This is a genomic window from Streptomyces sp. NPDC046335 (assembly GCF_055587985.1).
Genome location: NZ_JBVJFF010000003.1, coordinates 341,090 through 353,124 on the forward strand (window position 1 = coordinate 341,090; position 12,035 = coordinate 353,124).

The 12,035-nt window shown below is 72.4% G+C and carries 12 protein-coding genes; 11 read left to right on the forward strand and 1 reads right to left on the reverse strand.

What is annotated here, in order from left to right; translation table 11 throughout:
- Position 1 precedes the first annotated feature (1 nt).
- Genes ACZ6JY_RS08390 through ACZ6JY_RS08420 form a run of 7 tightly spaced genes read left to right on the forward strand, consistent with a single transcriptional unit; the run spans position 2 to position 7,671 of the window.
- The gene (locus ACZ6JY_RS08390; RefSeq protein ID WP_469193531.1) at positions 2-1,027 is read left to right on the forward strand and encodes an NAD-dependent epimerase/dehydratase family protein; all 1,026 of its coding nucleotides are present in this window, start codon (positions 2-4) and stop codon (positions 1,025-1,027) included.
- Positions 1,015-2,298, forward strand: a complete 1,284-nt coding sequence (locus ACZ6JY_RS08395; protein ID WP_469193533.1) for a DUF4910 domain-containing protein — start codon at positions 1,015-1,017, stop codon at positions 2,296-2,298. Before ACZ6JY_RS08390 ends, ACZ6JY_RS08395 begins: the two co-directional genes overlap by 13 nt.
- Positions 2,295-3,593 (forward strand): hypothetical protein, encoded by a 1,299-nt coding sequence (locus tag ACZ6JY_RS08400; protein ID WP_469193536.1) that lies wholly within the window; start codon positions 2,295-2,297, stop codon positions 3,591-3,593. The genes ACZ6JY_RS08395 and ACZ6JY_RS08400 overlap by 4 nt, the downstream gene beginning before the upstream one ends.
- On the forward strand, positions 3,590-4,546 hold the full coding sequence (locus tag ACZ6JY_RS08405) for a glycosyltransferase family 2 protein (RefSeq protein ID WP_469193537.1): 957 nt from the start codon (positions 3,590-3,592) through the stop codon (positions 4,544-4,546). The genes ACZ6JY_RS08400 and ACZ6JY_RS08405 overlap by 4 nt, the downstream gene beginning before the upstream one ends.
- Positions 4,543-5,781 carry a polysaccharide pyruvyl transferase family protein gene (locus tag ACZ6JY_RS08410; RefSeq protein ID WP_469193539.1) on the forward strand — a complete coding sequence of 413 codons (1,239 nt, stop codon included), beginning with the start codon at positions 4,543-4,545 and terminating at the stop codon, positions 5,779-5,781. The genes ACZ6JY_RS08405 and ACZ6JY_RS08410 overlap by 4 nt, the downstream gene beginning before the upstream one ends.
- Positions 5,778-6,329, forward strand: coding sequence for a dTDP-4-dehydrorhamnose 3,5-epimerase (gene rfbC, locus ACZ6JY_RS08415; RefSeq protein WP_469193541.1), 552 nt, complete (start codon positions 5,778-5,780; stop codon positions 6,327-6,329). Before ACZ6JY_RS08410 ends, rfbC begins: the two co-directional genes overlap by 4 nt.
- Before the next feature lies 1 nt (position 6,330).
- Positions 6,331-7,671, forward strand: a complete 1,341-nt coding sequence (locus ACZ6JY_RS08420) for a glutamate-1-semialdehyde 2,1-aminomutase (RefSeq protein ID WP_469193543.1) — start codon at positions 6,331-6,333, stop codon at positions 7,669-7,671.
- 236 nt (positions 7,672-7,907) lie between these two features.
- Here the strand turns inward: ACZ6JY_RS08420 and ACZ6JY_RS08425 are convergent, their stop codons facing one another.
- Entirely contained in the window at positions 7,908-8,696 is a 789-nt protein-coding gene (locus ACZ6JY_RS08425) for a phosphatase PAP2 family protein (protein WP_469193544.1), read from the reverse strand.
- A gap of 208 nt (positions 8,697-8,904) precedes the next feature.
- Between ACZ6JY_RS08425 and ACZ6JY_RS08430 the strand changes: the two genes are divergently transcribed.
- The 4 genes from ACZ6JY_RS08430 to ACZ6JY_RS08445 are packed head-to-tail and all read left to right on the forward strand — an operon-like array spanning position 8,905 to position 11,869.
- On the forward strand, positions 8,905-9,237 hold the full coding sequence (locus ACZ6JY_RS08430; protein WP_469193545.1) for a hypothetical protein: 333 nt from the start codon (positions 8,905-8,907) through the stop codon (positions 9,235-9,237).
- Between the two features lie 35 nt (positions 9,238-9,272).
- The gene (locus tag ACZ6JY_RS08435; protein ID WP_469193547.1) at positions 9,273-10,259 is read left to right on the forward strand and encodes an ATP-binding cassette domain-containing protein; all 987 of its coding nucleotides are present in this window, start codon (positions 9,273-9,275) and stop codon (positions 10,257-10,259) included.
- Positions 10,256-11,050: an ABC transporter permease gene (locus ACZ6JY_RS08440; RefSeq protein WP_469193549.1), complete on the forward strand. Its 795-nt coding sequence runs from the start codon at positions 10,256-10,258 to the stop codon at positions 11,048-11,050. Before ACZ6JY_RS08435 ends, ACZ6JY_RS08440 begins: the two co-directional genes overlap by 4 nt.
- 12 nt (positions 11,051-11,062) lie before the next feature.
- Complete coding sequence (locus ACZ6JY_RS08445; protein ID WP_469193551.1) at positions 11,063-11,869, forward strand: MerR family transcriptional regulator; 807 nt, start codon at positions 11,063-11,065, stop codon at positions 11,867-11,869.
- Positions 11,870-12,035: the final 166 nt, after the last annotated feature.

Here is a 12,035-nt window from a genome sequence, read left to right on the forward strand (position 1 = left end):
CTTGCGCGTACTGCTCACCGGACACCAGGGCTATCTGGGCACCGTCATGGCCCCGGTGCTCGTGGCCGCCGGACACGAAGTCGTCGGTCTTGACGCGGGCCTGTTCGCCGACTGCGTCCTCGGCCCGCCGCCCGCGGACCCGCAGGGCCACCGGGTGGACCTGCGCGACGTCACCACCGAACATGTGGCGGGGGTGGACGCCGTGATCCACCTGGCCGCGCTGTCCAACGACCCGCTGGGAGCGCTGGCACCCGACCTCACCTACGACATCAACCACCACGCGTCCGTACGCCTCGCCCGGCTGGCCCGCGACGCCGGGGTGCGGCGCTTCCTGTACGCGTCGACCTGCTCGGTCTACGGGGCCGCCGGCGGCGGTGACCTGGTCGGCGAGGACGCCCCGCTGCACCCGGTGACGCCGTACGCGGAGTCCAAGGTGCGGGTGGAGGACGACCTGCACGCCCTGGCGGACGGCGACTTCAGCCCGGTGTTCATGCGCAACGCCACCGCCTTCGGGTACTCCCCGCGGCTGCGCGCCGACATCGTGCTGAACAACCTGGTGGGCCACGCGCTGCTGTCCGGCGAGGTGCTCGTGATGTCCGACGGCACGCCCTGGCGTCCGCTGGTGCACGCCGCCGACATCGCACGGGCCTTCGTGGCCGCCCTTGACGCACCGCGGGAGGCCGTGCACGACCGGGCGTTCAACATCGGCAGCGAGGTCAACAACGTCACGGTCGCCGAGATCGCCGGGCAGGTCGCCGAGGCGGTGTCCGGCTCCAAGGTGGTCATCACCGGGGAGACCGGTGCCGACCCCCGGTCCTACCGGGTGGACTTCTCCCGGTTCCGCGCCGCGATACCCGGCTTCGACTGCGAGTGGACGGTGAAGCAGGGCGCGCTCGAACTCGCCGACGCCTACCGCGAGCACGGGCTGACCCGGGAGGGCTTCGAGCGGCGCTTCACCCGTCTCGCCGTGCTGCGCGCGGCGTCCGAGGCCGGCACCGTCGACGACACCCTGCGGTGGCGCCGATGACCGAGGCGGGCGAGCGGATGCACGCGCTGGTGGAGCGGCTGTATCCGCTGTGCCGGAGCATCACCGGCGACGGGGTGCGCGCCACCCTGGAGATCGTCGACGAGTACGTTCCGCTGACGGTGCACGAGGTGCCGACCGGGACGCAGGTGCTCGACTGGACGGTGCCGCAGGAGTGGAACATCCGGGACGCCTACATCGCCGACGCCGCGGGCAACCGCGTCGTTGACTTCGCCGCGTCCAGCCTGCACGTGCTCGGCTACAGCGTGCCGGTGTCGGCGACCATGCCGCTCTCCGAACTCCGCGCGCACCTGCACACCCTGCCGGACCACCCGGCGTGGGTGCCGTACCGCACCAGCTACTACACGCCGGAGTGGGGCTTCTGCCTGGCCCAGGAAACCCTGGACGCGCTGCCGGACGGCGAGTACGAGGTGCGCGTCGACTCCACTCTCGCCGACGGCCATCTCACCTACGCCGAGCACGTCGTCCCCGGGCAGGTCCCCGACGAGGTGATCGTCTCCTGCCACGTCTGCCACCCGTCGCTGGCCAACGACAACCTGGCGGGCATCGCGGTGGCGACGTTCCTTGCCAGGGCGCTGGCGGAGGAGACGCCGTACTACACCTACCGGTTCATCTTCGCGCCCGGCACCATCGGGGCGATCACCTGGCTGGCCCGCAACAAGGAGCGGATCGAACAGGTCAAGCACGGCCTCGTGCTGGCGTGCGCGGGTGACAGGGGCCAGCTCACGTACAAGCAGAGCAGGCGCGGCGACGCGGAAATCGACCGGGTGATGCGGCACGTGCTGAATGCTTCCGAACGCCCGCATGAGATACGGGAGTTCAGCCCGTACGGCTACGACGAGCGGCAGTACTGCTCGCCCGGGTTCGATCTCGGCGTGGGCTCGCTCAGCCGCACCCCGTACGCCGGTTACCCCGAATATCACACCTCGGCGGACAACCCGGACTTCGTCACCCCGCGGGCGCTGGCGGACACGCTCGCCGTGTGCCACGAGGCGTTCGCCGTGCTCGACCGCAACCGGCGGTACGTCAACCTCAGCCCCTACGGAGAACCGCAGTTGGGCCGGCGCGGGCTGTACGACTCGCTCGGCGGCCGGAGCGACGCGAAGCAGGCCCAGATGGCCATGCTCTGGGTGCTCAGCCTCTCCGACGGCGAGCACGGTCTGCTGGACGTCGCCGAGCGGTCCGGGCTGCCGTTCGACACCGTCGCCGCCGCGGCCGACGCCCTGCACGGCGCCGGGCTGATCAAGGCGTGAAGCCGGTGACCACCGAGAAGGAGAAGACGACGCCACCGGCCCGGTCCGCCAAACGGGCCCTGGCCGGCCGGCTGTCCTGGGGGCTCGCGGACCAGGCGGCCTCCAGCCTGTCCAACTTCGCGGTGGGCGTCTACGTGGCCCGGTCCCTCGGGGTGACCGCGTTCGGCGTGTTCACCCTGGCCTGGGTGACGTACGGCCTGGTGCTCAACGTCTCCCGCGGCCTTGCCACCGACCCGCTCATGGTGCGCTTCAGCGGTGTGCCGGAGGCGGCCTGGCGCGGGGCGGTGGCCCGCGCGTCGGGCACCGCGCTCGGCGTCGGTGCCGCCCTCGGCGCGGTCTCCGTGGTGGCCGGGCTCGCCCTCGGCGGCCGGATGGGGACCGCGTTCGCCTGCCTCGGCGTCGTCCTGCCGGGGCTGCTGGCGCAGGACGCGTGGCGGTTCTCCTTCTTCGCCGCCGGAGCCGGGCGCAAGGCGTTCGTCAACGACGTCGTGTGGGCCGTCGCGCTCCTCCCCGCCCTGGTGGTGGCGGCCCGCGTCGGCAGCGTGGCCGCCTTCGTGCTCGCCTGGGGCGGGTCCGCCGCGGTGGCCGCGGTGTACGGCTGCTTCCAGTCCGGCATCCGGCCCCGGGCCGCGGGGGTGGGCGAGTGGCTTCGCGACCACCGCGACCTCGGCTCCCGGTACCTGGTCGAGAACGTCAGCAACAGCGGCGCCGCCCAGTTGCGGGCGTACGGGCTCGGCGCGATCGTCGGTGTCGGCGCGGTGGGCGTGGTCCGCGGCGCCGAGCTCCTGCTCGGCCCGTTCATGGCCGTGCTGATGGGCCTGTCCCTGGTCACCGTCGCGGAGGCGGCACGGGTGCTGCGGAGCGCCCCGCACCGCCTCGGCAGATTCTGCCTCCTGCTCGGCGGCGCCCAGGCCGTCGCCGCGCTGAGCTGGGGCGCGGCGCTGCTGCTCGTACCCGACCGGCTCGGCGAGCTGGTACTCGGCAGCGTCTGGAGCTCGGCCGCGGCGCTCATCGTGCCGGTCACGCTGGGCGTCGCGGGCTCGGGGCTCGGTACCGGCGCGGCGGCCGGGCTCCGGGCGCTCGGCGCGGCCCGGCGCAGTCTGCGCAGCCAGTTGTTCGCCTCCGCCTGTTACGTCGGCGGCGGGCTCGGCGGGGCGGTCGTGGCCGGGACGGTCGGCTCGGCCTGGGGCGTGGCCGCGGCGACCGTCTGCGGCTCGGCCGTGTGGTGGCTGCACCTGCGGTCCGCCCTGCGCGAACTCCCCCACAACTCCATCCGTGAAGAAGGGACATCATGACCGCCCACCCCCGGTTGAGCATCGGCCTGCCCGTGTACAACGGCGAGGAGTACCTCGCCGAGTCGCTCGACGCCCTGCTCGGCCAGACCTACGAAGACTTCGAGCTGGTCATCACCGACAACGCGTCGACCGACGCGACCGAGGACATCTGCCGCAAGTACGCCGCGGCGGACTCGCGCATCCGGTACGTCCGGCTGCTCAGGAACATCGGCGCCGCGCCGAACCACAACTACGTGTTCACCCAGTGCCGCGGCGAGCTGTTCAAGTGGGCCTCGCACGACGACCTGTACGCCCGCGACCTGCTGCGGCGCTGCGTCGACGCGCTGGACGAACACCCCGAGGTGGTCCTCGCCCACTCCGACCAGGCGGTCATCGACAGCGAAGGACAGGTGAAGGTCCCCTACGAGTACACGCTCGCCACCGACTCGCCGCGCGCGCCGGAGCGCTTCCGCAGCATGCTGTTCGAGCCGGGCGGCGACGACTTCTACGGGGTGATGCGCGCCGACGTGCTGCGCCGGGTCAAGCCGCACGACAGCTACCACCACGCGGACCGCACGTTCGTCAGCGAGATCGGCCTGCACGGGCCCTTCCACCAGGTTCCGGAGCTGCTGTACTTCCGCCGCGACCACCCCACCCGCGCCGAGCGGGCCAACCCCTCCAAGCGCTCCCGGTGCGTCAACCTGGACCCGCGCCGGGCAGGACCGCTGCACCCCACGCCCCGGCTGCTCGCCGAGTACGTGTGGGGCTTCGTCGCGGCGATCCGGCGGGCGCCGCTGTCCGCCGCCGACCGGCGCGCGTGCTACGCCCACCTGGCCGCGTGGATGGCCAGCAGGGCCCGGCCGGGCGCCGGCGAGCGCGTCGAGGACCGCGCCCCGGCCGACCCTGCCATGCTCACCGTCTCCCTCGACGACCTCGTCGCCGGCCGTGAGGACCGCCGGGGGAGGCAGCCGTGACCGCCCCCCGCGTAGGGCTGTTCGGCCTGTTCGGCTCCGGCAACACCGGCAACGACGGGTCGCTGGAGGCCCTGCTCGGCTACCTCCGCGCCGAGCACCCGGAGGCGGTCGTGGACGCACTGTGCGGCGGCCCCGAGGCCGTGTCGTCGCGGTACCGGATCCCCGCCACACGACTGCACTGGTACCGCGGCGAGTACCGGACCGCCTCACGTGCGGGCTCGATCGCGGCCAAGGGCCTCGGCAAAGCCGTCGACGTGTTCCGCACGGCCGCCTGGGTGCGCGGGCACGACGTGGTGATCGTGCCCGGCACGGGCGTCCTTGAGGCCACGCTGCCGCTGCGGCCGTGGGGCTTCCCGTACTCACTGTTCCTGCTCTGCGCGTCCGGCCGCCTGACCGGCACCCGGATCGCCCTGGTCGGCGTGGGCGCCGCCCCGATCGGCTACCGGCCGACCAGGGCCCTGATGCGCTGGTCGGCACGGCTCGCCACGTACCGGTCGTACCGGGACGTCCCCTCCCGTGACGCGATGCGGGCGATGGGCGTGGACACCACGCGCGACGAGGTCTACCCGGACCTGGCGTTCGCGTTGCCTACGCCGGGGGCGGGTGTGCCGGGGCCGGCTGCCGCTGTGGCCGGCACGGTCTGTGTCGGCGTCATGGCCTTCCGCGGCGGCGACGACGACCGCGGCCGGGCCGAGGAGATCTACGGGCGCTACCTCGACGGGACGACCCGTTTCGTCCGCGCACTGGTCGATGACGGCAGGCCGGTCCGGCTGCTCACCGGCGACGACGTCGACCGTCCGGTGGTCGCCGCGATCATCGACGCGGTCGACTCTCCGCTGGTCACCGCCGCCGAGGCGTCCTCGCTCGCCGACCTGATGAGGGAGACGGCGGCCGCCGACGCCGTGGTGGCGACCCGCTACCACAACCTGGTCTGCGCGTTGAAGGCCGGCACACCGACGCTCGCCCTCAGCTACGCGGCGAAGAGCGACGCGCTCATGGAACGGATGGGCCTCGCCGCGTACTGCCACCCGGCGCGTGAGGTCGACGCCGACCGGCTGCTCAAGCAGTTCCGGGAGTTGGAGCGGCGCTCGACGGAACTGCGGGAGACGCTCACCGAGCGGAACCGTATCGCGACGGGGCAACTCGCGGACCAGTTCACCGCCTTGACCACGGCCCTGTTCCCCGCGGCCGGCCACACCCCCGACCCCACCCCTGCCACGCGAGAGGTGTCATGAAAGCGACCGAAGTCCCGGATATCGCGGGCGCGTTCCTCTTCGAGCCGACACCGTACGCCGACGAACGCGGCTTCTTCTGCCGCACGTTCGACGCCGACGTGGTCCGCTCGGTGGGCCTCGCCCCGGAGACGTTCATCCAGGACAGCGTGTCCCGCTCGGCCCGGGGCGTGCTGCGTGGCATGCACCTGCGCTCCGGAGCCGGCGAGGCCAAGCTGGTGCGCTGCTCGTACGGGAAGATCTTCGACGTCGTCGTGGACCTGCGGGCCGACTCGCCGACGTACCGCAACCGGGCCTTCTTCGAACTGTCCGACGAGACGCAGAGGACCCTCTACATCCCGGCGGGGTGCGCCCACGGCTTCCAGGCGCTGACCGAGACCGCCGACATCTCCTACCGGATCGACCGCCCGCACGACCCGGCCGAGGACGTGACGATCGCCTTCGACGACCCGGAGCTGGCCATTCCGTGGCCGCTGCCGGTCACCTTGATGTCCCAGCGGGACCGGCAGGCGCCGAGCCTCGCGGAGGCCCTGAAGCAGAAGGAAGAGTGACGTGGGCGCGGACACCGAAGGCACCGAAGAGTTCCGTCTCCCCCGGTCGCGGCAGGCGAACGAGCGACTGCACGCCATGATCCCCGGGGGCGCGCACACCTACGCCAAGGGCGACGACCAGTACCCCGAGGACCTGGCCCCGGTCATCAGCCACGGCCGCGGCGCCCACGTGTGGGACGTCGACGGCAACCGCTACATCGAGTACGGCTCCGGCCTGCGGTCGGTCAGCCTCGGCCACGCCCACCCCCGCGTGAACGAGGCGGTACGCCGCGAGATCGACCGCGGCAGCAACTTCGTCCGGCCGTCCGTCGTGGAGGTCGAGGCCGCGGAACGCTTCCTGGCCACCGTGCCGACCGCCGAGATGGTGAAGTTCGCGAAGAACGGCTCCGACGCCACCACCGCCGCGGTACGCCTCGCCCGCGCCGTCACCGGCCGCCCGCGGGTGGCCATCTGCGGCGACCATCCGTTCTTCTCCGTCGACGACTGGTTCATCGGTACGACGCCGATGCCCGCCGGCATTCCGGCGGCGACCACCGACCTCACGGTGTCGTTCCCCTACGGGGATCTGGCCGCCACGGAGGAGCTGCTCACCCGGTACCAGGACGAGGTCGCCTGCCTGATCCTCGAACCCGCGGGTCACACCGAGCCTCCGCCCGGCTACCTCGCGGGCCTGCGCGAACTGGCCGACCGGCACGGCTGCGTACTGATCTTCGACGAGATGATCACTGGCTTCCGCTGGTCCGAGGCGGGCGCCCAGGGCCTGTACGGCGTGGTCCCCGACCTCTCCACGTTCGGCAAGGCGCTGGGCAACGGATTCGCCGTCTCCGCGCTTGCGGGACGCCGCGAGCTGATGGAGCGGGGCGGACTGCGCCACTCCGGCGACCGGGTGTTCCTGCTGTCCACCACGCACGGCGCGGAGACCCACTCCCTGGCGGCCGCGATGGCCGTGCAGACGACGTACGCGGAGGAGGGCGTCACCGCCCAACTGCACGCGCTCGGGGAGCGGTTGGCGGCCGGGGTCCGCGAAGTCGCGGCGGGCATGGGCGTCGGCGACCACGTCGTGGTCCGGGGCCGGGCCAGCAACCTGGTCTTCGCCACGCTCGACGAGAACGGCCGGCCGTCACAGCGGTACCGCACCCTGTTCCTGCGCCGGCTCCTCGCGGGCGGGGTGCTCGCCCCGTCGTTCGTGGTGAGCAGCGCACTCAGCGACGCCGACATCGACCGAACCGTCGAGGTGGTGGCGCAAGCATGCGCGGTATACCGAAAGGCCCTGGACACCACGGACCCCACCCCCTGGCTGGGCGGCCGCCCAGTGAAGCCGGTATTCCGCCGCTTGGCGTGAGGCGAGGGGGCCCCCGGGGGGGGCGAGTCGGGGGCGGCGTGAGGTGAGGGGGGGCGCGATATGACGCGACGTCAACGCGCTTCCCGCCGAGCCGTAGCGTGAAATGACGGGACATCGGCGACGCTCCCGGCGCCGGGGCATCGGCCCCGGCCCGCACAGGGCATGAGGTGAGCCGGAGGCGCGAGGCGACGTCACGTCAGCGCCCACACCGACCGTGGAAGCAAGGTGACCTAACGTCAGCGCCGCTCCCGCCGACCGGGGGCGTCGGCCCCCCGCCCATCCAGCGGGACCACCCTCGGCTCAGCCCCCCGCCCCTCCAGCCGATCAGCCCCCGGCTCAGCCCTCCGCTCCGCCCCCTGCTCACCCCTACGCTCGACGAGCCGCTCGGCCGCCCGGTCGACCAGGCGTGCCGTCACCGGTATCACCGCCAGCGCGGTGCACCAGCCGCCGAGGACGTCGGTCGGGTAGTGCGCGCTCAGGGCGACCTCCGCCCAGCCCATGGCGGCGCCGGCGGCCAGCGCCGCGGCGAGCACGAGCGACGTACCGGCCGCCCTGCCCAGGCCGAGCCGGCCGGCCGCGAGCAGCGCCACCATGAGGGCGAGCGCGGTCAGGAAGGCCGTGTGCCCGCTCGGATAGGCCAAGTTGCCGTCCCCGTGGATGGTGCGTCCCACCAGCGGCTTGAGCAGCGTCGTCGCCCCCACGGCCACGCAGACGCCGACAACGATGAACACCGCCGCGCGGAGCCGCCGACGCAGCAGGCAGCCCGCCACGGCGGCCACCACCAGCACCGCCGCTCCGACGGGCTCCCCCAGGAAGTCCACGGCCAGAGCGGCGTGCCGCCACGGCGGCCGCACGCTGTCCGCCGTCGGGTCCACGAACCACCTGTCCACCGTGCCCGGCCGGCCGTGCCCCGCGTACATGACCCCGAGCGCGACGACCACCAGCGCGGCGAGAGCCGCGATCAGCCCGAGCCACGCGCGCAGCGGCGGAGGCAGCACCGCGGGCGCCGGACGACCGCCGGTCACACGCCCACCGGGCTGACACCCCGCGCCGACTCCACTCCCCACGCCCGAGCCCCCCCCCGTCGCGCCACCTCACGTCTGCTCAACAATAGGTCGCGGCAGACCGCCACCGTCAGGCACCGTCACCCGCAGCCGTGTCCCCGGCGAACCACCCACACCTGACCTGCGTCTTCCCCTACGACCGTCACCACACCCACAGGGAGAACAGAGCGTGCAAGACAAAGGCGTCGAGCAGAGCGACGAGCAGCCCCACGCCCTGGAGCCCTGGTGGGCGGGGATCGGAACGTGGGGGGCGGTCGGGCTGATCGTCTTCGGCGGCCTCGCGGCAGCGTGGGTCTTCCTCGGACTGCCCGGCGTTCCGGAGGGGTCGCCGACCGGTTACCTCGGGGCGGCCAAGGTCACCGCCATCGGCCTGGTGATCGCGGGCACCACCTTGCTGGGACGCCGCCGCACCCACGCCACGGCCACAGACATGGCCACGGACACGGCCACGGACACGGACACGAAGGAGACGACCAACGAAGTCAGTAGCCGCGACAGTTGACCCTGACGCAGGGGCAACCTCTCAGCATGGCGGGCATGACGACGAAAACCAACGCGATCGAGGTCGCCGGTCTACGCAAGTCGTACGGCAACGACAACGGCGACCACGAGGTGATAGCCGGAGTCGACCTGACCGTCCCCACAGGCACCGTCTACGCCCTGCTCGGGCCCAACGGGGCCGGTAAGACCACCATGGTCCGCATCCTGTCCACGTTGCTGCCCGCCGACGCCGGTGAGGCTCGCGTCGCCGGATACGACGTACGCCGCGAGGCGGACCAGGTGCGCGCGTCGATCGGGGTGACCGGACAGTTCTCCGCCGTGGACGAGTTTCTGACCGGGCGGGAGAACCTGCGCCTGATGGCGGACCTCGGCCACCTCGACCGCCACCACGACCGCCACCACGACCGCGCGCCGAGAGTGGTCGAGCAACTGCTCGGACGGTTCGACCTGGTCGACGCCGCCGACCGGCGCGCGGCGACGTACTCCGGCGGCATGAAGCGGCGGCTGGACCTGGCGATGACCCTGGTGTCCGGGCCCCGGCTGATCTTCCTCGACGAGCCCACCACCGGTCTCGACCCGCGCAGCCGCCGCGCCCTGTGGGGCATCGTGCGGGAGCTGGTGGCGGACGGGGCCACCGTCTTCCTCACCACCCAGTACCTGGAGGAGGCCGACCAGCTCGCCGACCGGATCGGTGTGCTCGACAAGGGCAGGCTCGTCGCCGAGGGTACCGCGGCCGAGCTCAAGCGGCTGGTACCCGGCGGCCGCATCGAGCTCCAGGCCGCCGACGGCGGGCAACTGGCCGAGCTGGCACGCGAGTTCCCCGAGGCGGGCCTGAACGCCGCCGCGCTCACCCTGTCCCTGCCGCACGACGGCAGCCTCACCACCCTGCGACGTCTGCTGGCCGGGATCGATGACGACGCGGTCACCGGACTCGCCGTGCACACCGCCGACCTGGACGACGTGTTCCTGGCTCTCACGGACCGCCCCGCCACCGACGAGACTCCCCAGGCGGTACGGGCATGAGCAGCGCGACGTATGCCGTCCGCGACTCGGTGACCATGCTGCGCCGCAACCTGAAGCACATGGCCCGGTACCCGTCGCAGACGCTGATGCTGATCGGTCTGCCGCTGCTGTTCCTGCTGCTGTTCGTCCACGTCTTCGGCGGCACCATGGGCGCCGGTCTGCCCGGCGCCCGGGCGGGTGGCCGCGGCGACTACCTGACGTTCATCGTTCCCGGCATCTTGGTGATGGCGGTGGCGAGCGTGTCCATCAGCACCGCGGTCTCGGTCGCCGCCGACATGACGGGCGGAATCATCGACCGGTTCCGGACCATGGCCATCGCCCGGGTCTCGGTGCTCACCGGCCATGTGCTCGGGGCGATGATCCAGACCGCGCTGGCACTCGCGACGGTCCTCGGCCTGGCGTTCGCGCTCGGCCTGGAGACCGCGGCCTCGGCGCCGCAGTGGCTGGCCCTGGTCGGTCTGCTCGCGCTGCTGTCGTACGCGATGACCTGGTTCGCCGTGGCGCTGGGGCTGTTCAGCCCGAACCCGGAGGCCGCGAGCAACTGGCCGATGATCTTCATCATGCTGCCGTTCGTGGGCAGCGGGTTCGTGCCGGTCGAATCGATGCCGGCCGGGCTGCGGTGGTTCGCCGAACACCAGCCGTACACGCCGGTCATCGACGCCTTCCGCGGTCTGCTGGCCGGGTCGCCCGATGGTTCGGACGTGCTGGGGGCCATCGGCTGGTGTGTGGTGATCGGGCTGGTCGGTCACCTCTGGGCGCGGCGTCTCTACCGCACCCGGGCCGCGAACTAGGAGACTGCTCTGATGCTGACCATCGGCGAGCTGGCGTCGTATGCCGGAGTGACGGTGCGCGCGGTGCGGCACTATCACGCCAAGGGGCTGCTGCCCGAGCCGGAGCGGGACCACTCCGGCTATCGGAGGTACGACGCCGCCGCCGTGGTCGAGTTGGTCAGGATCCGGACGCTCGCCGAAGCCGGGGTCCCGCTGGCGCGCGTACGGGAGCTGCTGCGGGCCGGCGAGGAGGAGTTCGCCGCGGCGGTCGCGGACATCGACGAGCGGCTGCGGGCGGAGATCCGGGAGCGGCAGCGGCACCGCGAGCGGATCGCCCGCCTCACCGCCGGGGACAGCCTGGCACTGCCGCAGGAGGTGGTCAGCTTCCTGGACCGGCTGCGGGCGCTCGGGGTCGACGAACGGATCGTCCAGGTCGAACGCGACGGCTGGATCCCGCTGGCCGCGCACTCCCCCGAGCGCGTCCCGGAGTGGATGGCACGCAAGCGGGACCAGATCGCCGACCCGCGGATCGTCGACTTCTATCTCACCCTGAGCGAAGCCCTCGACCGCACCGACGACGACCCACGGCTGGTGGAACTGGCCGACGGGCTGGCCGCCTACATCACGCAGGTGGCCGACGAGCAGGGCGACTTCTACGTCGACGACACCGCCCTCGATCCACCGTTCGCCGAGCTGCTGGACATCCATGTGTTCGACACCCTGCCGCCGGCCCGTCGGCTGATCGAGCTGCTGAAGGAGCGCGGCTGGACGGGCTGGACCAAGCTCGAACGCGTGCACACAACCGTGCATCCGACACAGAGTACGGGCGGAACACCGTAGGAGGATGCCGCGGTGCGGCCGTGACGCGGGCGGCGTCGCAGGCGGGCCGCGCCGGGAGCATTTCGGCCCTTGCACAAGCCTTGTCAGCCTCCTCACGACCCCCCTATTCTCGCGGCAGAAAGCGCTTTCCCCTTACCGCGGCTCCATCGGCTCCACTTCCCGGCGG

Coding starts and splice junctions, on each gene's coding strand:
- ACZ6JY_RS08445 (WP_469193551.1), top strand. CDS start 11,063: ATGCTGACCATCGGCGAGCTGGCGTCGTATGCCGGAGTGACGGTGCGC.
- ACZ6JY_RS08440 (WP_469193549.1), top strand. CDS start 10,256: ATGAGCAGCGCGACGTATGCCGTCCGCGACTCGGTGACCATGCTGCGC.
- ACZ6JY_RS08405 (WP_469193537.1), top strand. CDS start 3,590: ATGACCGCCCACCCCCGGTTGAGCATCGGCCTGCCCGTGTACAACGGC.
- ACZ6JY_RS08435 (WP_469193547.1), top strand. CDS start 9,273: ATGACGACGAAAACCAACGCGATCGAGGTCGCCGGTCTACGCAAGTCG.
- rfbC (WP_469193541.1), top strand. CDS start 5,778: ATGAAAGCGACCGAAGTCCCGGATATCGCGGGCGCGTTCCTCTTCGAG.